16 protein-coding genes and 1 riboswitch are annotated in these 19885 nt (G+C 64.4%); of the genes, 11 read left to right on the top strand and 5 right to left on the bottom strand.

Features of this window, described 5'->3' with window-relative positions; genetic code table 11:
• Nucleotides 1-27: 27 nt before the first annotated feature.
• On the bottom strand, nt 28-3111 hold the full coding sequence (locus ACZ415_RS03030) for a bifunctional diguanylate cyclase/phosphodiesterase (protein WP_344701441.1): 3084 nt from the start codon (nt 3109-3111) through the stop codon (nt 28-30).
• Nucleotides 3112-3468: 357 nt separating this feature from the next.
• On the opposite strand from ACZ415_RS03030, the gene ACZ415_RS03035 reads away from it, so the two are divergent.
• On the top strand, nt 3469-3840 hold the full coding sequence (locus ACZ415_RS03035; protein ID WP_344701443.1) for a hypothetical protein: 372 nt from the start codon (nt 3469-3471) through the stop codon (nt 3838-3840).
• 29 nt (nt 3841-3869) lie between these two features.
• Here ACZ415_RS03035 and ACZ415_RS03040 read toward each other — a convergent pair whose 3' ends face one another.
• Complete coding sequence (locus ACZ415_RS03040; protein ID WP_344701445.1) at nt 3870-5549, bottom strand: methyl-accepting chemotaxis protein; 1680 nt, start codon at nt 5547-5549, stop codon at nt 3870-3872.
• A 209-nt stretch (nt 5550-5758) separates the two neighbouring features.
• Between ACZ415_RS03040 and ACZ415_RS03045 the strand changes: the two genes are divergently transcribed.
• The 5 genes from ACZ415_RS03045 to ACZ415_RS03065 all read left to right on the top strand — a co-directional run bounded on the left by ACZ415_RS03045 (nt 5759) and on the right by ACZ415_RS03065 (nt 9404).
• Entirely contained in the window at nt 5759-6301 is a 543-nt protein-coding gene (locus ACZ415_RS03045) for a TspO/MBR family protein (RefSeq protein WP_344701447.1), read from the top strand.
• Nucleotides 6302-6339: 38 nt separating this feature from the next.
• Nucleotides 6340-6723: a hypothetical protein gene (locus tag ACZ415_RS03050; RefSeq protein ID WP_344701449.1), complete on the top strand. Its 384-nt coding sequence runs from the start codon at nt 6340-6342 to the stop codon at nt 6721-6723.
• Between the two features lie 37 nt (nt 6724-6760).
• Nucleotides 6761-7773 (top strand): IS630 family transposase gene (locus ACZ415_RS03055; RefSeq protein WP_464387722.1). Its coding sequence is split into 2 segments (ribosomal slippage): nt 6761-7145 and nt 7145-7773, totalling 1014 coding nucleotides; the frame shifts between segments, so codons are not numbered across the junction.
• Nucleotides 7774-7809: 36 nt separating this feature from the next.
• The gene (locus ACZ415_RS03060) at nt 7810-7947 is read left to right on the top strand and encodes a hypothetical protein (RefSeq protein ID WP_464387749.1); all 138 of its coding nucleotides are present in this window, start codon (nt 7810-7812) and stop codon (nt 7945-7947) included.
• Nucleotides 7948-7985: 38 nt separating this feature from the next.
• Nucleotides 7986-9404: an IS1380 family transposase gene (locus ACZ415_RS03065; protein ID WP_464387729.1), complete on the top strand. Its 1419-nt coding sequence runs from the start codon at nt 7986-7988 to the stop codon at nt 9402-9404.
• A 329-nt stretch (nt 9405-9733) separates the two neighbouring features.
• Here the strand turns inward: ACZ415_RS03065 and ACZ415_RS03070 are convergent, their stop codons facing one another.
• Nucleotides 9734-10621, bottom strand: coding sequence for a sirohydrochlorin chelatase (locus ACZ415_RS03070; RefSeq protein ID WP_344701988.1), 888 nt, complete (start codon nt 10619-10621; stop codon nt 9734-9736).
• Between the two features lie 89 nt (nt 10622-10710).
• Here ACZ415_RS03070 and ACZ415_RS03075 point away from each other — a divergent pair, with 89 nt between their 5' ends.
• Nucleotides 10711-11598, top strand: coding sequence for a DMT family transporter (locus ACZ415_RS03075; protein WP_344701991.1), 888 nt, complete (start codon nt 10711-10713; stop codon nt 11596-11598).
• Between the two features lie 11 nt (nt 11599-11609).
• On the opposite strand, the gene ACZ415_RS03080 is transcribed toward ACZ415_RS03075, so the two are convergent.
• Nucleotides 11610-11903: a hypothetical protein gene (locus tag ACZ415_RS03080; protein WP_344701993.1), complete on the bottom strand. Its 294-nt coding sequence runs from the start codon at nt 11901-11903 to the stop codon at nt 11610-11612.
• A 278-nt stretch (nt 11904-12181) separates the two neighbouring features.
• Nucleotides 12182-12281: riboswitch (glycine riboswitch) on the top strand.
• Nucleotides 12282-12350: 69 nt separating this feature from the next.
• On the opposite strand from ACZ415_RS03080, the gene ACZ415_RS03085 reads away from it, so the two are divergent.
• Nucleotides 12351-13598 (top strand): D-amino acid dehydrogenase, encoded by a 1248-nt coding sequence (locus ACZ415_RS03085; RefSeq protein ID WP_344701995.1) that lies wholly within the window; start codon nt 12351-12353, stop codon nt 13596-13598.
• A 43-nt stretch (nt 13599-13641) separates the two neighbouring features.
• Here ACZ415_RS03085 and hglS read toward each other — a convergent pair whose 3' ends face one another.
• The gene (hglS, locus tag ACZ415_RS03090; RefSeq protein WP_344701997.1) at nt 13642-15036 is read right to left on the bottom strand and encodes a 2-oxoadipate dioxygenase/decarboxylase HglS; all 1395 of its coding nucleotides are present in this window, start codon (nt 15034-15036) and stop codon (nt 13642-13644) included.
• A 304-nt stretch (nt 15037-15340) separates the two neighbouring features.
• Here hglS and ACZ415_RS03095 point away from each other — a divergent pair, with 304 nt between their 5' ends.
• The 3 genes from ACZ415_RS03095 (at nt 15341) to cydC (ending at nt 19763) form a co-directional block, all read left to right on the top strand.
• The gene (locus ACZ415_RS03095) at nt 15341-16297 is read left to right on the top strand and encodes a sensor domain-containing diguanylate cyclase (protein WP_344701999.1); all 957 of its coding nucleotides are present in this window, start codon (nt 15341-15343) and stop codon (nt 16295-16297) included.
• Between the two features lie 63 nt (nt 16298-16360).
• Nucleotides 16361-18034 (top strand): thiol reductant ABC exporter subunit CydD, encoded by a 1674-nt coding sequence (gene cydD / locus ACZ415_RS03100; protein ID WP_344702001.1) that lies wholly within the window; start codon nt 16361-16363, stop codon nt 18032-18034.
• Complete coding sequence (gene cydC, locus ACZ415_RS03105) at nt 18027-19763, top strand: thiol reductant ABC exporter subunit CydC (RefSeq protein WP_344702003.1); 1737 nt, start codon at nt 18027-18029, stop codon at nt 19761-19763. The genes cydD and cydC overlap by 8 nt, the downstream gene beginning before the upstream one ends.
• Nucleotides 19764-19885 lie beyond the last annotated feature (122 nt).

The raw sequence follows: 19885 nt of genomic DNA on the forward strand, positions 1-19885 counted from the left end.
GCGCGCTTGGCGTCTCACAAAGCGGTTTTACGTCGCCGCCCCGCGCCACCGGGCTTCAAGCTCATCTACCGGCAGCGGGCGGTCGAACAGGTATCCCTGATAGGCGTAGCAGCGCCGCGCATAAAGCCATTGGCGCTGCTCGTCGGTTTCCACGCCTTCGGCAATCACGGCAAGCCCCAGGCTATGCGCCAGCGCGATGGTACTTGCCACAATGGCGCTGTTGGCCTCGCTTTGCGGCAGGTCACGAACAAAGCCCTGATCAATTTTCAGCTGATCCAGCGGCAGGTAGGCCAAATAGGCCAGCGACGAATAACCGGTGCCGAAGTCGTCCAGCGAGAACTGCACGCCCTGCTCGCGCAGGTGCTGCATTTTCTCGCGCGTTTCGTTGCGAGCATCGACAAACAGCGTCTCGGTCACTTCCAGCTTAAGCTTCGCTGCCGGCGCGCCGGTGCGCTGCAACACGGCTTTTACCCGAGGCACGAAATCGTCTTCGGTAAACTGCACGGGGCTGATGTTGACGGCGATCTCCCAGTCCGCGGTGCGCGCATCACGCTGCCATGCCACCAGCTGCCGGCAGGCGGCTTCCAGCACCCAGATGCCGACTTCGTTGATCATCCGCGTGCTTTCCAAAAGCGGGATAAACGCACCCGGAGAGACCATGCCGCGCTCAGGATGCGACCAGCGCAGCAGCGCCTCCACGCCGGTGAGCTCGCCGTTTTCGTCAACCTGCGGCTGGTAAAACAAGCGCCACTCGTCGTTTTCCTGCGCCCGGCGCAGGTCGGTTTCCAGCTGCGCCCGGCTGACCAGCTCGGCCTGCATCTTCGGGTTGAAAAAGGCCAGCGTGTTGCGCCCGGCTGCCTTGGCCTGAAACAGCGCTATGTCGGCCTGCTGCAGGCAGGACTCCGCGCCGGATTCGCTGCCGTCGAGCGTGGCGATGCCGATGCTGCCGGTGATCATGACCGTGCCGGTATCCAGCACCACCGGCATACTGATGGCGTTGAGCAGCCTGTGCGTTATACGCTCGGCCTGCTGCGCCGCCGCTGCGGGATCGGCATCCAGCGCGCGAAGCAGCACGGCAAACTCGTCCCCGCCCAGCCGGGCCAGCGTGTCGGCGTCGGCAAGCGTGCGCTTGAGCTCGCGGGCAATGTGCTGCAGCAGCTGGTCGCCAGCGTAGTGGCCCAGGGTATCGTTGATCTGTTTGAAATTGTCCAGATCGACAAACAGCAGCGCATCGTGGGTCGAGCTGCGCCGGGTGTCTGCCAGGCTTTCGCTCAGGCGATCAAGAAGCAGGCGGCGGTTGGCAAGCCCTGTCAGCGGGTCGTAAAACGCCAGCCGCTGAATTTCGCGTTCGGCGGCTTTGCGCTCGGTAATGTCACTTAGCGTGGCGACGTAGTGCGTCAGCTCACCGCGGTCGTCGTGCACCGCACTCAGGGTCAGCCATTCCGGATAGACGTCGCCGCCTTTGCGCCGGTTCCAGATCTCGCCTTCCCAGCAGCCATAGCGGTTCACGCTGCGCCAAAGCGATTGATAAAAGGCGGCGTCGTGGCGCCCGGAACTGAGCACGCGGGGATTTTTGCCCAGCACGTCTTCTTCTGCGTAGCCGGTAATGTGGGAAAACGTTTCGTTGACCTTGAGAATATGGCCCTGGGCGTCGGCGATCATCATGCCCATATGGGTATGAAAGGCGGTAGCGGCAATACGCAGATCGGCCTCGTTGGCCCTTGTCTGGGTGACGTCGCGCACCGTCACCATAACGCCGCTGAAGTGCCCGTCGCCGGTGGCCAGCGGGCTCAGTATCGCCTGAAAGTAGTGCGGCTGCCCCTCCCGCCAGGTTTCGTAGTCGAAATCGATCGCCTGGCCGCTGCGTCTGACATCTTCAAAGATCCGGCAAAACTGCCGGCTGGCAGGCTCAGGCAGCGTCTGTGCGTAGCGCGCGCCCAGCTTTGACTGCGCCGGGTGCAGCAGCGCTTGCCCCTGCGGGACGTGAACGTAAGTAATACGGCCCTCGGCGTCGAGCACAAAGATCATGTCCTGGATCGAGCACACCAGCGCTTCCAGACGCGCCTCACGCATCTGCGCCTGGGCGCGCGCGGCTTCGCGCTCGCCGATACGCTCGGCCAGCTGGCGATCAAGCTGCAGGCGGCCAAGGTAGTGGCACACCACCCAAAAGCCCAGCAGGGCCACGGCGCCGGCAATCAGCACCAGCGACCACAGACGCTGCGTCCAGCCGGCCAGCACCACGTCAATGCGGTCACCGACTATCACCGTGTACGGCAGATCGGACAGCTTTTCCAGCCGGTACAGCCGCTCGACGCCGTCCAGAGGCGATACCAGCCGCATTGAGGCGGAGCGCGCATCGCCTTGCAAAAAAGCGGCCAGGGTGTCGCTGTCGGTCAGTGCGTTAAGCCCGCCTGCGCTGTCGATGCTGGGGCGGCGAGCCAGCAGCTGCTGGCGGTCGTCGATCAGGGCCACGCTTTCGCCGTCGCGCATGGCGAGACGCTCCAGAGGGCTGTCAAACACCCGGGGCGTAAGCCGGGCGGTTACCAGCCCGGCAAAATCGCCGGCGGCATCGCGCAGCCGTCGCGTGTAGGCAATATAGTAATTCTGCGTAAAGGCCGACCAGTACAGCGGGCTTGTGTGCTGGTCCCGCGCCGGATCGTTGATAAACGTCCGATAGTAGGCCATCCCACTCAGATCAAAGCCGGGCGGGTGGTAGCCGGCCGAACTGGCGCGCACCCGGCCTTGCACGTCAATGACCGCAAGCTCGTCGATCAGCGGCAGCATATCCCGGCGCGCGGCCAGCGCATCCGCCAGCGCGTAGGGGGTGTGCAGCACAGCGTCAAACGGCGGCGCAAGCAGCGGCGCGACCCCCGTCAGCGCCTGATCGCTCAGAGCGAAGGTGGTGTTGACCCACTGGGCAATCAGATCCGCACGGGTGGCGTTATGCCCGTCGGCGGTTTCAAGCTCGCGCTGATACTGGTCGTAAAGCAGCCAGGAAAAGACCGCCAGCATCACCGCCAGCGCCACGCCGTAAAAAATAAACGCGCGGCAGCGAAGACGCCGGCACGTGCGCTCAGTGATGTCGTAAGGAATGCGGGAAGCGTCGGTCATGGCGCAAGCAGATCTCTGTCGTCGTCGCGGCTGCCACGGTAGCACGACGAGTCAGGCAGAGCCGTTATCTGTCTACTCGCAATGCCGCCTGCATTGCCGATTGCTGCTACATTACCAGTTACTATATCAGTTGCTATGCCAGCTACTATGACATAGTTATGACAGCTAACGCAGCATCGTACAAGGTGCGTCCATGCAGTAAGCCCTGCTGGCGATACACACCCGCTGCGGCCGCGCAGCAAAGGGGCCGCGGCCGGCGTCGAGCGGTGGCGCAGGGGCATGGCGTTGACAGGCCGATACAATGCCGCTAGCGTTAGCTTAAAGCAAATGAGAATCAATATAAAAGGCACCCCGGTCATGAACAGCGAAGCCCGCCAGCTGCGTCAGACACTGATCTTTCTACGCACCTCGTTCGAGGCGATACAGCATTCCATTGCCGGCCGCCTGGACGATCCGCTGCCGTGCTGGCTGGACGCCAGCCTGCTTGCCATGCTGTCAAGAGAGCTTGACCGCTGCCAGCAGCAGGCTGAACCGCTGTGTGCCGATTCCGGCCGGCAGCTCAGCGTCGCCGCGGAGCACTGTGATCGATTGCTAAAGCAGTGCCCCGGCGTGCTCAGCAGCACCCTGTGCCATCGCCAGCTGGCCGCGATTTTGCTGCCGCTGGGCCATGCCGTGGCCTGCCTGGAACGGCCGACAAAAAAGCGCCGCTGGCCCTGGCAGCGGCGCTGAATCCGTCGGCGCGCCGCATACAGCGGCCGCTAGAACGTTTCCCAATCGTCGTCGTCGCTTGCCTGTGACGTATCACGGCCGGCCGGCGCGGGCGCGGCTGCAGGCGCCGCTGCCGGCCGCGATGGCGCCAGTGCCGGCTGCTCGGTCTGGTGGTCCAGCTTGAAAAAAGCCACCGCATCGGCCAGCTCGCCGGCCTGGGACTCCATGGAAGCCGAGGCGTTGGCCGTTTGCTCCACAAGCGCTGCGTTTTGCTGGGTTACCTCGTCCATCTGATTGATGGCGGTGCTCATCTGATCAATCGCGGATGTTTGCTCGTCAGAGGCGCGGCTGACCTCTTCCATCAGGCTGGATACCTTGCCGATGTTGCCAACGATCTGCTCCATGGACTCGCCCACGGCCTCGACCAGAACGCTGCCCTCCTTGACCACGTCGCCGTTTTCCACAATCAGCTGCTGTATTTCCTTGGCCGCATCGGCCGAGCGCTGAGCCAGGCTGCGCACTTCCTGGGCGACAACGGCAAAGCCGCGCCCCTGCTCACCGGCGCGGGCCGCCTCTACCGAGGCGTTCAAGGCCAGAATGTTGGTCTGAAAGGCGATGCCGTCGATCAGCTTGACGATGCCGCTGATTTTATCCGAGCTCTGCGTAAGCTCGTGCATTTTGCCCACGGCCTTTTCCACCTTTTCGCCGCCGTCGCTGGCCGACTGGCTCGCCGTGTGCGCCAGCTGGTTGGCCTCGCTGGTATGGCGGGTGTTGTTTTTCACCGTAGCGGCCACTTCTTCCATGCTTGCCGCGGTTTGCTGAAGGCTTGAGGCCTGCTCTTCGGTGCGCTGTGACAGGTCCACGTTGCCCGTGGAAATCTGCCCGGACGCCGTGGAGATCGAGTCGGCGGATACCTGGATGCGCCCGATCAGCTCGCTGAGCTTATGCTGCATGGCCGCAAGCTCTCGCATCATGTCGCCGATTTCATCGCGCGTGGTGCTGGCAATGGTGTTGCTCAAATCGCCCTGCGCCATGGCGTGGAAGTGGCCCTTGACCAGCGCCAGCGGGCGAATAATGCGCCGAACCAGCAAAGTGCCCAGCACAGCGCTGATGATCGCAGCCGCAATCAGCGCAGCGATCATCAGGTTGCGCATAAACGCCACTCGGTCTTCGGCGTTTTCGTAGGCGCTTTTGGCCTGCTCTTCTTCCTCGTCAATCAGCGCTTTCAGCGTTGCGCTCATCCTGTGGTAGGCCGGCAGCGCCTCGGTAAAGGCCGTCTCGTTGGCCCGGTCATACTCGCCTGCCAGGTACAGCGGCATAATCGGGTTGATCGCCGACAGCAGCGCTTTGTACTGCCTGCGAAACTGCTCCACCGTTGCCGCGCTGTTCACGCCGAGGATGCCATCGCGCAGGTTCGTCCAGGCTTTGTCCAGCGCCGACATGTCGGAGACGATGTTGTCCATGTGCTGCTGGACTTCATGGTCGTGCAGATCGCTCACGGCCAGCGCCGGATCGTGCTGCCCGGCCAGCGTCAGCTCCAGCACCATGTCCTTGGCATAGTCGTTCAGCGAGGTGATCTGCTGCGTGGACCGCAGGCTATCCTGATAGAGCTTGTCCACGGCACGGCTGGATGCCGCCATGCCGACAAACCCCATAGCGCCAATAAGCAACATCAGCGACAGCATCAAGCCAATCATGGCAACGAGGTAGGACTTGATAGTCAAACGCATTGTGTCTCCTTTTAGCGACGCAGGTCCGTCTGGCAACGCAGGTACGTCGGCAGGCATGTAGATACGTCATTATTATACCTGAATTGTCGCCCCAATTTAGCGCCGCGGCTGACCTGTATCAAAAGATTCAAGGATATTCCCCGATGCCATAACGCCGGCGCCCTTGCAACACGCCGCCGGCTTGCCCGGACAGCAGCGTCGCGGGCAAAATGCTCGTTTCATGTCACAACGGTGTCGGCCGGCGCCGTGCGGCGCTTACGGCCAAAGCCGGGGAGGTGGAAGTGTTATTGTCAGTAACCAGCCTGCTGGTGTCGCTCGGCCTGGTCATTGCCGCGGCATCGAGCGGTGCCAGATTTCGCCCCGACGACTGGTATCGTCAGCTGAAAAAACCCGCCTGGACCCCGCCGAATCTGGCCTTTCCCATCGCCTGGGGCGTGCTGTATCTGCTCATGGCGCTTGCTGCCTGGCGGGTGTTCATGGCCGAGCCTTCGGCGTGGCGCACGGCAGGGCTTGTCGCCTATGCGCTGCAGCTGGCCGCCAACGCCGCCTGGTCGTGGCTGTTTTTCGGCCGCCGGCAGATACTGCTGGGGCTGGCGGACATTGCCCTGCTGCTGGGCCTGATTGTGGTGACCACCGCCCTGTTCTCCCACGTCAGCGCCCTTGCCGGCTGGCTGATGGCCCCGTATCTTCTCTGGGTTATGCTGGCGCTGGCGCTTAACGCCAGCGTTTGGCGGCGTAACCGCGGCGCCTAACGGCGATCGCTTCGGGACAACACAAAGAGGATGCACGCATGGAAACCCTGCCGCTTGCCGAGATATTGGCACTCGTTTCGCTCACGCTGGGGCTGACAGCAGCGGCTATTTTTTCCGGCATCGCCCTTTCCCGGCGGCGCAAGCAGGCCGCTGACAGCTCGCCGCCGGCTCCCAAAAGCGCAGCCGGCGAGCCGGCGTCACCCCACGCGGAAGCGCAAAAGCCGGCAGAGCGACGGCAAAACCCCCGCCAGCATTCGCTTTTTTTGATTTTTACACAGCCCGGCCGCGCCACCGATCAGCGCCTGATCGACTGGCTGAAAGAAAAAAACGCCACCTACGACCCGCTGACCCAGGTATTTCACATCAAGGGCAATCACCCGGCCAACCCCGTTAAGTGCCTGATCCAAAATATTCGTGCATAATGGGTGCCCAAATTTCTGACAAAAAGCGGACAGAATAATGGCAAGGCGCTTCGTCGAATCACTATCTGAATCTGAACTGCACACGCTGCTTTCTGCTTATCACCATGGTGAGAAGTGCGCTCTGCGCCGTCGTGCCCATGCTATTTTGCTGAGTGATCAGGGTCATACAATCAACCAAATCAGTGAGATACTGCAGGTTCGCCGTGATGCCGTATCCATATGGCTCAAGAAGTGGGAAGTGTCGGGCCTCGACGGGTTGATCGACAAGCCACGGAGTGGACGCACACCGGCCCTAGATGATGCGGACCATCAGCGGCTACAGGAGCTGGTCGCTGAGCAACCCCATCAGCTTCGCTCCTTGCATGCCCGCTTTCAGGAAGAAACGGGGAAAATTGTTAGCCTGATCACGCTTCGTAGAGCGCTAAAAAAAACGGTTTCAGCTTCAAACGGATCCGGCATTCGCTGAAGGAACGGCGCAACGAAACGGATTTCCGCAACACCCAAGGCCTCATCAAGGTACTTCAGCAATGGGAAGATCTCGGTGACCATGAGCTCTACTATTTTGATGAATCAGGCTTTTCACAGTCGTCGTCAGTCCCTTACGCCTGGAGCCCTGTCGGCGAACCATGTGAGATAACGGCCTACTCACATAGCCGAAGGCTGAACGTGCTGGGATTCCTCAGCCGAGCGGGGAAATTGGTTTATCACACGACGACTGAGTCGGTCACCACGCAAATTGTTATCGAGGCGTTCGATCAGTTTGTGGCGCAGAAAGATCCCGATACCTTTGCTGTCGTGGTGCTTGATAACGCCAGCATGCATCGCTCCAAGGCCTTCAGGCGGAAGATACTTGAGTGGATGTCGCATCGCGTGCACCTGGTTTACCTATCGGCTTACTCACCAGAGCTGAACTTGATTGAGATACTGTGGCGGCAAATGAAGTATGCATGGTTGCCGCTGGGAGCCTATCTCTCTTTTGATCGCCTCTGTGATGAGGTACACCGCCTACTTGGTGGTTATGGCACTGAATACGCGATTAATTTTGAATAAGCACTTACCGTTGCCAACGCCTTCCCACCGGGTGAAATGCCTGACCTGCTGCGCCGGCGCGACGCCGCCGACGATCCTGTCAAAGGCATCAGCCTGCTGGTCAAACCGCCGCTGCGCCGCCGGAGCAACGATCAGGTGCGTCTTTACCCCGGCTTATTCATGAGGCTGGCTTGAAAATAAAGATGGCGAGGGGTTTCTCTTGTAGAATCAGGATGTTCCAGCCAGAACTTGATTCAAGAGGACCTCTCGCCATGGGTGAAAGATTATCGTCGTGGACGCCTTCCTGCAATGGTTCTGTTCGGGCCGAGCTAAGCGGCCACCGCACCACCAGCGACAGCGGTGCCCTGCTGCTGCGTGAAGCCCTCGACAACAGCGGTGTCATCCAGGCGCTGGAAGAGAGCCTGGTCGACCGGCGTGATCCACTGCGTATTCGTCATTCCCTGGCCAGCCAGCTGCGAACCGTCGTGTTGCAGCGCGCCATGGGGTGGATCGACCTGGACGATACCGACACGCTGCGTCACGATCCGCTCTGGCAGCTGGCGTGCAGCGATGCACGCGGGATGACGCCTCTGGCACAGGACCGTCCGTCGCAGGCGACGCTGTCGCGGCTGCTGGCCTGCCTCGGAGGGCCCGATAACATCGATACCGTGCATGAAGGCCTGTTGCGCCTGGCGATCTGGCGCCTGGCATCGCTGAACCACGGCGAGCAGCCCGATAACCTGACGCTGGACATCGACGGCCTGCCGATCGAGGTCCATGGTCGTCAGGGTGGGTCGGCCTTTCACGGGCTGTACGGCACACGCATTTATTCGCCGCTGGTGGCCTCGCTGGCCGAAACCGGTGACATGGTCGGCGGCCTGCTGCGCGAGGGTAACGCGGGCCCTGCCGAGAACGCCGATACCTGGATCCCTCACCTGGTACGGCGCCTCAATGAAGGCACCGGTGCGACAGTGACAGTGCGTATCGATGCCGGGTTTACCGGCAACGATACGCTGCTGGCCATGGAAGAGCGTGATATCGGGTACCTGGGCCGGCTGCGCAGCAACAACACCCTTCAGACGCTGGCGGCGCCGTATCTCAAGCGGCCGCCCGGCCGACCCCCGGACCAGCCCCGGGAATGGTGCCATGACCTTGAATACCGGGCCGACAGCTGGCCCGAGCCACGGCGCGTCGTGCTGGTGGTTCAGGAGCGCCCCGACGACCTGTTGCTCCACGCCTTCTTCCTGGTGACCAACCTGAGTCGGTACCACTGGCCGCCGGAAAAGGTGTTATCACTGTACCGCAAGCGCGGCAGCGCCGAGGCGCACATGGGCGAGGTCAAGTCGGCGCTGGATGTTCACCTCTCGTCGACCGATCGCGGCGCCTCCACCGAGCAGAACGTGATGGATCGCAACGAGGCGAGTCTTCTGCTGAGCCTTTACGCCTATCAGGTGCTGCATGGTCTGCGTTGCGTGCTGGAACGGCAAACCCGACAGGGCTGGAGCCTGATCCGAATGCGTGAGCAGGTCCTCAAGGTGGCCGCCACCCTGATCCTCCACGCCCGACGTATCACGGTCCACCTCGGCGCCGCAGCCGATAAATGGTGGCCGACTCTGCTGAAAGGGCTACCAAAACTGACAGCGTTGCGCTGACGCCTCAGCGGTCGCATAAGCAAGACAGTGAGACGCCGGTCCTGTCGATGACCGGCGGTTCCGGCTGGCCGGATGACCGACGACAAGGCAGGGAAGGGGCTGAATAACGGCGATAACAGCCGGACAGAGCGTCACCGGAAGACGATGCCGTCTCGAAATCGGCGTTCGGCGACGAGCTACCGGCTCCCCGGGGCTTCAGGATGCCCAATCAGCGTTCCGGTGAATAAGCCGGGTTTACGTAGAACTTGCCGATGAGCTTCAGGCACTGCTGGGCGGCGATATGCTCGACGATCAGCGCAAGCCCGCCACCCGAGAGACCTACCGCCGCATCATCGGCGAGTGATCGCGGCCTGTTCGCCCGCTTCGGGCGAAAGCCGGCACAGCGCCCGGCCGGCCAGCACCTCGGCGACGCGCGAGGCCAGAATAGCAACGATGCCGGGATGTTCCCCTACCAGCGCGGTAGCACTGATGTCGCGGCCCGGCCGTTTTGTGGCCGCCGCGCAGATCTCGGCGATATCGCCGCCTTCCCCGGCGTGGCGCCCGGGCGAAAGAAACAGCAAAGCCAGCACCAGATGATGCTCGGCCAGGGCGTCACTTTCCAGCGCCTGGGCCAAAAGCGGCTCGTTAAAGCGGTAAGCATCGCCTTCGCGGCGCTCCATGGACGCCGGCAGCACGCGGATCGCCTCGTTTGCCAGCAGCACACTGAGCTGGCCGGCCAGGCGATTGCGCACCGCCGTCACCTCAGGGGCGGGGCTGCCATGGTCTACCAGCACCACGCTGAACGGCGCGCCGCGCGGCGCGCCGGCGCGCACGTTATCGGCCAGTATCTGCGCCAGGCGCAGATCCACCGGGGCCTGCTCGTCCACCAGCGGCTTGGCCACCGTAACCGCTACCCCGGGAAAACGCGCCTGCATCTCCCCCATCCGCCGGGGCAGATAATCGGTCAGCGCCCGGCTGGGGCCGAAGAAAAACGGAATGACGATGATTTCCTTCGCCCCCTGCGCGGCGGCCCGCTCAGCGGCCGGACCCAGGGTGATCGCCGGTTCACCGTCCAGCGCTTCGGCGGGAATCTTGTACGAATGCAAAAGCGAGGCCGCCTGTACCGGCTCACCGCAGGCGGCGCTCAGCTGAGCGGCGACTCGGCGCAAACTGTGCGTGGCGCCGGCGCGTAGCGAGCCGTTATCCACCAGAAAAATCGCGCGTTTAGGCTCTGACATGGCATCGTCCTTCTATTGGGGAATGGTGCTATACCCGCAAGCCGGCATAGCATGTGGCGCCTTAACCGCTGTACGAACCAGGAAGCACCATGCCGACATCCTCCCGGTCCACCGCCGTTTCACTTTCCAGCCTGCTGCTTGCCGTTGCCGGCGCCGTGGGCATGGCCACCATCGGGGTCATTTCACGGATTACCGGGCTAAGCGCCGAAAGCATCACGTTTTATCGGCTGGGGCTTGGCGCCTTTTTTCTGCTGCTTTATCTGCTGCTTACCCGGCGCGGCCGCTACCTGCGCTACGCGCCGGGCTGGGGTGTGGCGCTCAGCGGCGGTTTTCTCGCCGCGTTCATTCTGTTCTATGTCCAGGCCATGAACTATACGCAGATGGCCAACGCCATTTTAATGGTGTATCTGGCGCCGGTGGTATCTGCCGTCATCGCCCACTTTCTGCTGGGTGAGCGGCTAAGCAGCACCCAGATTGCCTGCATTGCCACGGCGCTTTTCGGCTTTGCCATGATGCAGGAATTTCGCCTGCAGCTACGCGGCGGCGACGACGCCATCGGCCTGGGCTTTGGCCTGCTGGCAATGCTTGCGTACAGCGCGTTTATTCTTACCAATCGCGGCCTGCCGCCGCGTCTTAACGACCGCACCGGCGCGTTCTGGCAGCTGTTTTTCGGCGCGCTGGCCATTTTGCCGTTCGCCCTGCTCAGCCCTGATGGCCTATCGGCGGCCCCCTGGCAGTGGCCGTGGCTGCTGGGTGCCGGCCTGGTGCCCGGTTTTCTGGCGCTGCTGTTTGCGGTGCTGGCCATCAACCGCCTGCCTACGGCCCTGTACGGCACGCTTGCCTACTGCGAACCGCTGGCGGTTGTGGTATTCGGCTGGAGCCTGTTCGGCGAGGCGCTGACGCCGCTGCAGCTGGCCGGCGGTGGCCTGGTACTGGCCGGCGGCATCCTTCAGGCACATCTGGGCCGGCGTCGCTGAGCGCGAAAACGCTACACGGTCAGCCAGCCCAGCACCAAAAGCCCCAGGCCCACCTGCACGATCGTCCCGAGCAGCCTGCCGCGCAGCAGCGCGCGAAACCCGCCCAGCAGCAGAAAAAGGCCCACCGCCAGCACCAGGATGCTGAAAAACGAGTCACTGATGCCAAGCGATCGGGTCAGCCCGCTCACCACGTCGTTCACCGCGGCCAAGACATTGGCAAAAAGCGAGCGTAAAAACGTCACTACCGCCTGGATGGCGTTACCGATGGCCTCGCCTGCATCGTCAAAAAATCCGCTAGCCGCCATGTCATCGCCCCTTTCGTGTTTGCAAGTGATATCGCGTTGGCAAGTGCTGGCGACCATCATCCCTTTATCCCGCCGCCGGGCGCAACGTTGGCCGACACCAGGCCGGCGCCTATAGACTTTTTTTGCATTGCATCACCGGCCCTGCCCGGGGTATTACATACCCAGCGCACGCGGGAGAGACTGCCCCGGCGCGTACGTGGCAAACGCGTACGCCGCCCGGCGGGCAGCGCCGAAGGAGCAACAGCCCCGGAAACTCTCAGGCAACCGGACCGCCTGCGCCACAACATTCCGAAGAGCGGCCGGCCTGAATGCGCCGGCACACCGAAGGAGCAAGCGCTGCAGGCGTGAATCTCTCAGGTTCAAAACGGAAGGGGCGAGCGCCAAACGCCGACCAACAGTCCGGCTACGCTTTTTTATCACCCCCTTGACCCTTTCCGGGAGCACATCATGCGCCATATTGCTGTTATCGGTGGCGGTATCACCGGTATTACCACCGCCTATAGCCTGTTGAAGCGCGGCTTTGACGTGAGCGTTTTCGAACAAAACCGCTACGCCGCCATGGAAACCTCCTACGCCAACGGCGGCCAGCTGTCGGCTTCCAATGCCGAGGTCTGGAATCACTGGCCGACCATTTCCAAGGGGCTGCGCTGGATGCTGCGCCGCGATGCGCCGCTGCTGGTCAACCCCAAACCCAGCTGGCACAAGCTTAGCTGGTTTGCCGAGTTTATCCGCGCCATTCCCCGCTACGGCGACAACACCGCGGAAACCGCCCGGCTGGCCATTGCCGCCCGCGAGCATCTGTTTGCCTGGGCCGAAGAAGAAAACATCGATTTTGACCTCAAGAATGAAGGCATCCTGCATATTTATCGGGACAAGGCCGGCTTTGACCACGCCGCCGAAGTCTCCAAGCTGCTGGCCCGGGGCGGGCTTGAGCGCCGCGCAGTCACCCAGGAAGAAATGCGCGCCATCGAGCCGACGCTTGCCGGCGAGTATTACGGCGGCTTTTATACCGAAAGCGACGCCTCGGGCGATATTCACAAGTTCACCCATGGGCTGGCACAGGCGGTAGAGCGCCGCGGCGGCAAGATTCTCTACGGCCACCGCGTACACGATCTCGGCGCCGGCCACAGCGGTGCCTGGATCACCTCGGCGGCCGACGACCAGGCCCCGGTACGCCAAACCTTTGACGGCCTGGTCATCTGCGCGGGTACCGCCAGTCGCACGCTGGCCGCCAAGCTTGGCGACCGCGTCAACGTCTATCCGGTCAAGGGCTACTCCATCACCGTAGAGCTTGACGACGACGCCTCGCAGCGCGCCGCGCCGGCGGTCAGCCTGCTTGACGATGAAACCAAACTGGTGGCCAGCCGCTTTGGGACGGATCGCTTCCGTATTGCCGGCACGGCCGAGTTCAACGGCTTTAACAAAGACATTCGCGACGACCGCATTCGTCCGCTGATCCGCTGGGTGGAGGAATGCTTTCCCTCCGTGAGCACGCGCCGGGTGGTGCCCTGGGCCGGGCTGCGGCCGATGATGCCCGACATGATGCCCCGCGTGACCCGGGGCAAACAGCCGACGGTGTTTTACAACACCGGCCACGGGCACCTGGGCTGGACGCTTTCCGCGATTACCGCAGAGCTGCTGGCCGATAACGTCAGCGCCGCGGCAGCGCCCGGGGTGGAAGCCCACGCGCGCTAGCTTTTACGGCCGCCGCACCGCCTGGCACGGCGGCCCCTCACGTTCAGCGGGCCTTGAGCGCTTCCAGCGCCGCCTCCAGAGAGGCCCGCTCGCGCTGCGCGTACAGCGCAATTTCGTCGATCACTTCTCTGCCCAGCGCGGCCTCAAACGCCGTCTGGCTGTCTCTGGTGTGGTTACCGGGGCGACGGGCGGACTCATCAACCGACGGTGAATCCGCCGACAGGTTCGACTGGAAAATGCCCGCCGCACTCACCGGAAGAAAGTCCTCATACACCATGGGCGTGGCCGCCAGCGCGCCGTCGGCAATCAGCGCCTCAATATGCGCCTCGCCCGGGGCCTCGGCCGGGCGCTGGCGGCTCCGCCGGTCAGCGTCCGCCACCCGATAGTGGAAAAACGCCAGTCCCTGGCGGCGTAGCGCGGCTTCGTCGTCGGGGAACGCGGCAAACGCCTTTGTCAGGCGCGCCTGATGGGTGGCGTTGTCCGACGTTTGGGGCTGCGCCTTCACCTCGGCCAGCAGTCGATCGTACAGCGCGCGCCCCTTGGCCGTCAGCGCCGCGCCGCGCTGCTCGATCTCGCCGAAGCGAGCGGTATGCGAGCCTGCAGCAGCGCCAAAGCGCACCGGCTCGTTAAGCGCTTTAAAGCTGGTCTGGCGCAGCAGCAGCGGGCAGCGCCTCGGCGGCGGCCCTTCAATAAGGGCCTTGGGGGTGATGCCCCGTTCGGGCATGCGCCGCTGGACTTCGTCGATATCCAGGGTGCGCGGGGTCAGATGGTTGATGTGCGGGCCGCGAAAACAGACGACATCGGCAATCAGCGGATGCTCGGCGCTGAGCGCGTCGTAGGTAGGCTTGTCCACCGTGGCATCGCTGTGCCAGCGAAACGTTTCCAGCGCCTCGGCGACAAAAGCGTCGGCATCGGCGTCGTCAAGCCCGCCCCGGACCTCGCAGCGCTCGATCAGCGTTTTGACGCCAGGGGTAAAAATGTCCCGCGCGTCAAGCAGCGCCAGCGCTTGCTGGCGCAGGGCGTCTGAAGCGATCAGCTCCGGGCGCAGCAGCGAGGTAAAAACGCGAAACGGGTTTTTCTGCAGGGCGTCGTCGGCGACCGGCCGAAACGCCGTGGAGTGCACCGGCACGCCGGCCGGGGCCAGGTCATAATAGCCCACCGGATACATGCCCATCACCGCAAACAGGCGGCGCAGCATGGCAAGCTCATCCGGGGTGCCTACGCGTATGGCGCCGTGGCGCTCCACTGCCAGCCGGTGCAACCCGCCGGCCGATGCCAGACCGGCGGCAAGCGCTTCGTCGGCGGCCAGGGTATCCCGGTTGACTTCCTCCACCAGCTCAATCAGCGCGCCGTACTGGGGCACTTCCCGGCGGTACATCGCCGACATGGCGCCGGCAAAGCGCGCGCGTATCTGATCGGGGCTTATCCACTGGCTCATAAAAACTCCTTGCTCATAAAGACTCCTTGTCAAGCTGCAACGTGTCTGCCCACTATACCCGGACGGCCGGTCATGATACCTGCTCGAATAAACCCGCTTTTTGCACCAAAGCGCCATCGCCGCGGCTCACACAATCGTTGGCTGCCCTGCATACAAGCCTGAAGGCCACGCTTTGCCGGTTTGCCAGTCAGGCAGGTAGCGCGCATACTTTATGCGTTTATTGCCTTGCGTGGCGCCGCCGGCGGGCATGAAACAACAACCCGATAGGCTCGCCGGCACGGCCGCTCGGCGAAGGGAACTTGTGATGGTTCGCAGTCAAAAACAACCGCGCCGGCAAGCGTCAGCGCCATGTGCCGACACCGCCCTGCTACAGCGCTACCGGGCTGCGTTTTTGCAGTCTCGCGAAGCCATTGTGTTTGTCCGCCGGGATCGCATCATTGATTACAATCCGGCGGCGCTGGCGCTGCTGGGCATCGAGGGCAACGCTTGCCTGCCCAAGCTGGATCTGATGCACTTTTTCCCGGCCCAGCAGCCCGGCGGTAAAAATAGCCGCACCCTGGGCAGCCTCTACGTCAAACAGGCCATGCGCCACGGCAAGGCGCTGTTCGAATGGCGCCTTCGGGCGCACAGCGGGCGCGTCTTTCCCGCCGAGATCATGCTCAGCCGGATTGACATGCCCGGCGAGGTTCTGCTGCAGGCCACCGTGCGCGATATTTCCCGGCAAAAGCGCCTGGAACAAGAGCTTGCGCGCAATGCCACCACCGACTATTTAACCGGCGCGCATAACCGCCAGCGCTTTGACGAGGAAATACGCCGAGCGCTGGCCCGGCGGCGGCGCAAACAGGTGTGCTCGGCGCTGATTCTGCTCGACATCGATCACTTCAAGCCGGTCAACGACACCTACGGCCACGCCGCGGGCGATAACGTGCTCATCGAGCTGGTGGCCCTGCTCGACGCCAATTTGCGCATCCCCGATATTCTTGCCCGCTGGGGCGGTGAAGAGTTTGTCATCGTGCTGCCCGATACCGGCCAGCGGGAGGCGCTTCAGCTGGCCGAACGCCTGCGCGAGCTGATTGCCGCCCACGCCTTTAGTACAGTGGGCCGCATTACGGCCAGTCTAAGCGTGACGACCCTGGCGCCGGACGATACGCCGAGCCGCTGTCTCAAGCGCCTTGACGACGCGCTTTACCAAGCCAAGGATCAAGGCCGCAACAAGGTGCTGAAGGCGGCACCCGCCGTCATTACCCCTTCAGCGCACTAGCGCAGCCGTTGGCGCACGCCGGCGCAGGGCTTACGCTGGTGGCCTGTCCCGCAAGGAGCCTGCATGCCTGCGCTTACCGCCCACCGATTACTCACCGATCTTGCCGCCACCCAGCGCCGCCGCCTGGCTCTGGCCGTGGCCTGCGGGCTGCTGGAAAGCGCCCTGGCGCTGCTCGCAGCGGCGCTGTTTGCCTGGGTGGCAAGCGCGCTGCTGGTCAACCACCAGCCGCTGGCGCGCACCGCGCCGCTGCTGGCGCTGTGGCTTGCCGCGCTGCCCCTGCGCGGCCTTTTCGGCTACGCTCGGGAAACCCTGGCCCAAAACGCCTCGCTGGCGGTGCGAAAGCGCCTGCGCCGCCGGCTGTTGGATCACCTGGCCGAGCTGGGCCCGGTCGCGGTGGCCGGCCACCATACCGCCTCGCTGGCGTATCAAGCGGTAGAGCAGATCGAAGCGCTGGACGGCTATTTTGCGCGCTTTCGCGTGCAGCTGGTGCTGGCCGTGGCGGTGCCGCTGCTGGTGCTGGGGGTAACGTTTTACCTGGACTGGCTGGCCGCGATTTTTCTGCTGCTGGCCGCACCGCTGATTCCGCTGTTCATGGCGCTGGTGGGCATGGGTGCCGAGCGGCTCAACCGCGAGCAGTTTGCCGCCGTTTCACGGCTTTCAGGCCACTTTATCGACCGGGTGCGCAGCCTGACCACGCTGCGCCTGTTCGGCCAGACCCGGCGCGCCGGCCACAGCGTTCACGCCGCGGCAGACGGCTACCGCCTGCGCAGCATGCGCACCCTGCGGCTGGCGTTTTTATCTTCGGCGGTGCTGGAGTTTTTTGCCTCGGCGGCCATTGCCGTGGTGGCCATCTACGTCGGCTTCGGGCTTTTGGGCTATATCGAGTACGGCCCCGCCGACGAGCTGACGCTGTTCAGCGGGCTGCTGATTTTGCTGCTGGCACCGGAATTCTTTCAGCCGCTGCGCAGCCTGGCCCAGCACTATCACGACCGCGCCGCCGCCCTCGGCGCAGCCGAACGCATCGCCGAGCTGCTCAACCAGCCGGTGCCGGCCAACCGCCGCGGCGACGCCACACACCCCGCCCCGGCAAGCGACAAAGACCTGCTGGTGCTCGATGCCGCCAGCGTAGCCCACCCGGGCCGCGGCACGGTGCTGGGGCCGGTGACCGCGACGGTCAAGCGCGGCGATACCGTGGTGGTCACCGGTGCTTCAGGCAGCGGCAAATCCACGCTGCTGCAGCTGGCGGCCGGTTTTGTCGCCCCCGAGGAAGTCGGCACCTGCCGGCGCGCCCGGAACCTGCGCTTTGCGTGGATGGACCAGCGCCCGCTGCTGGTGCACGGCACGCTTGCCGACAACCTGCGCCTGGCCGACCCGCAGGCCGACGACGCCGCGCTGACCCAAGCCCTAAGCAGTGCGCACCTGGGCGAGCTGCTGGCACGCCTGCCCCAGGGGCTGGCGACTCCGATAGGCGAGCACGGCGCCGGGCTTTCCGGCGGCCAGGCCCAGCGGCTGGCGCTGGCGCGCATCTTTTTATCCGCCGCGCCGCTGGTGCTGCTGGACGAGCCCACCGCGCGCCTGGACAGGCACAGCGAACAAGCCGTGATGGCCGCGCTAGCCGATCTTCAGGCCGCCGGGCGCACCCTGATGATTGCCACCCACCATCCGGCGCTGATCCGGCTGGCCAGCCGCCGCTGGCAGCTCGATCACGGCCGGCTCAAGGAGCTTTTCCATGGCTAAAGCGCCCTCTTTGATCACCGCGCTGCGCCCCTGGCTTGGCGTGCTCGCCGGGCGGCGGCGCCGGCTGTGGCTGGGCGGGGGGCTCATGGCGCTGACGCTGCTCTCGGCGCTGGGGCTGTTTGCCGTATCCGGCTGGTTTATCACCGCCACGGGGCTCACCGGCCTGCTGCTCGCCGCCGGCGCGGCGGCCACGCTGGACGTGTACGTGCCCGGTGGCGCGATTCGCCTGTTTGCCGTCACCCGTACGGCCAGCCGCTATCTGGAGCGGCTTTATAACCACGACACCGTGCTGCGCCTGCTCGCCGATTTGCGCACCCGGCTTTTTACCGCGCTGGCCGGCCAGGACAGCCGGGTACTCGCCGGCCGCCGGGCCAGCGACTGGCTCAACCGCCTGACCGCCGACATCGACACCCTGGACAGCCTCTATCTGCGGCTGCTGGCCCCGCCCGCCGTGGCGCTGCTGGCCGGCGCCCTGCTCAGCGCCGGCGCGGCGTTTTTTGTGCCGCAGGCAGGCGCGGTGCTGGCGGCCGTGCTGCTGGCCGGCTGGCTGTGGTTGACCCTGGGGCAGGCGCGGCTGGGCATGAGCGCCAGCCGGCGCCACGTGGACGAGCTTGAGGCGCTGCGCGGCGGGGTCATTGACACCTTGCAGGGGCTGGCAGAGCTCGAAGCCTACGCCACTCTGGCCCACCGCCGGCGCCGGCTTGAAACGCTGGAAGCGCGCCTGCACGCAAGCCAGCGCCGGCTGGGGCGCCGGGTTGCGCTGGGTAACGCCGTGCAGGTGTGGCTGGTGGGCAGCGCCACGCTCGCCACGCTGTGGCTGGCCGCCCGGGCCTTTCAGGCCGGCGGCATCAGCGGTGCGGTGATGGTCATGCTGCCCATGGCGGTGCTGGCCATGAACGAGGCGTTCGGCGCGCTGCCGGCGGCCTTTACCTGGCTGGGGGCCACCCGCGGGGCCGCCGAACGCCTCAATGAGCTGAACGCCACGCCGACGACAACCCCGCCGGCCGCAGCGCCCCCGCCGGAAAACGCCCTGACGCTGACGCTTGAGCGCGTCGGCGTGCATTACCCGGATGCGCTGCAGCCGGCGCTGAGCGCGCTGTCGTTCACGCTCGCGCCCGGCGAGCGCCTGGCCGTGGAAGGGGCGTCGGGCTCGGGCAAATCAACGCTCACCGCCCTGCTCGGCCGCCAGCTGGCGCCGTCAGAAGGCCGTATTACGCTGGGCGGCGTAGCGCTCGACGCCTGGCCCGACGCCGCGCTGCGCCGCCGAGTGGCGGTACTGACCCAGCAGTCCGAGCTGCTCGATGATAGCCTGGCGGCGAACCTGCGCCTTGCCAGCCCGGACGCCGATGACGCCGCGCTATGGCGCGCGCTTGACCAGGTTGCGCTCGCTGACTGGGCCGATGCGCTGCCGCAAGGGCTCAACACCCGGGTGGGTGAAGGCGGCCGGCGTATTTCCGGCGGGCAGGCGCGCCGAGTGGCGCTGGCGCGGATTGTACTGCGCGACCCCGCGCTGGTGGTGCTCGATGAGCCTTTCGCCGGCATCGACCGCGCTACCGCGCAGGCGCTCAGCGCCGCGCTGGACCGCTGGCTTGCCGGGCGCAGCGTGGTCTATCTTGTCCACGAGGCCGACGACGCGGCGCTGGCCGGCATCGCACGCCGCGTGACTCTCGTTGAAGGACGCCCGGCCGCTGCGACAATACACCATGGCACACCACCTGCCGCTCGGTAATAAGATATACGTAAAACGCATAGTCGGCGCTGAAGCGGCCGCCCTCTCATCTCGTTTTCCCTGACGATCAAACGCCGGCCGCTCCGTCGCCGTCTCCCCTGTATCGGCTCTCTTTTCCTCGG

This window comes from Halomonas cibimaris (assembly GCF_055379665.1).

What these genes read in the sequence shown, in the direction of transcription:
- ACZ415_RS03085 (WP_344701995.1), top strand. Translation starts at nt 12,351, where the DNA reads ATGCGCCATATTGCTGTTATCGGTGGCGGTATCACCGGTATTACCACC.
- cydD (WP_344702001.1), top strand. Translation starts at nt 16,361, where the DNA reads ATGCCTGCGCTTACCGCCCACCGATTACTCACCGATCTTGCCGCCACC.
- hglS (WP_344701997.1), bottom strand. Translation starts at nt 15,036, where the DNA reads ATGAGCCAGTGGATAAGCCCCGATCAGATACGCGCGCGCTTTGCCGGC.
- ACZ415_RS03030 (WP_344701441.1), bottom strand. Translation starts at nt 3,111, where the DNA reads ATGACCGACGCTTCCCGCATTCCTTACGACATCACTGAGCGCACGTGC.
- ACZ415_RS03070 (WP_344701988.1), bottom strand. Translation starts at nt 10,621, where the DNA reads ATGTCAGAGCCTAAACGCGCGATTTTTCTGGTGGATAACGGCTCGCTA.
- ACZ415_RS03095 (WP_344701999.1), top strand. Translation starts at nt 15,341, where the DNA reads ATGGTTCGCAGTCAAAAACAACCGCGCCGGCAAGCGTCAGCGCCATGT.
- ACZ415_RS03040 (WP_344701445.1), bottom strand. Translation starts at nt 5,549, where the DNA reads ATGCGTTTGACTATCAAGTCCTACCTCGTTGCCATGATTGGCTTGATG.
- ACZ415_RS03045 (WP_344701447.1), top strand. Translation starts at nt 5,759, where the DNA reads ATGCTCGTTTCATGTCACAACGGTGTCGGCCGGCGCCGTGCGGCGCTT.
- ACZ415_RS03035 (WP_344701443.1), top strand. Translation starts at nt 3,469, where the DNA reads ATGAACAGCGAAGCCCGCCAGCTGCGTCAGACACTGATCTTTCTACGC.
- ACZ415_RS03050 (WP_344701449.1), top strand. Translation starts at nt 6,340, where the DNA reads ATGGAAACCCTGCCGCTTGCCGAGATATTGGCACTCGTTTCGCTCACG.
- ACZ415_RS03080 (WP_344701993.1), bottom strand. Translation starts at nt 11,903, where the DNA reads ATGGCGGCTAGCGGATTTTTTGACGATGCAGGCGAGGCCATCGGTAAC.
- cydC (WP_344702003.1), top strand. Translation starts at nt 18,027, where the DNA reads ATGGCTAAAGCGCCCTCTTTGATCACCGCGCTGCGCCCCTGGCTTGGC.
- ACZ415_RS03065 (WP_464387729.1), top strand. Translation starts at nt 7,986, where the DNA reads ATGTTCCAGCCAGAACTTGATTCAAGAGGACCTCTCGCCATGGGTGAA.
- ACZ415_RS03075 (WP_344701991.1), top strand. Translation starts at nt 10,711, where the DNA reads ATGCCGACATCCTCCCGGTCCACCGCCGTTTCACTTTCCAGCCTGCTG.
- ACZ415_RS03060 (WP_464387749.1), top strand. Translation starts at nt 7,810, where the DNA reads ATGCCTGACCTGCTGCGCCGGCGCGACGCCGCCGACGATCCTGTCAAA.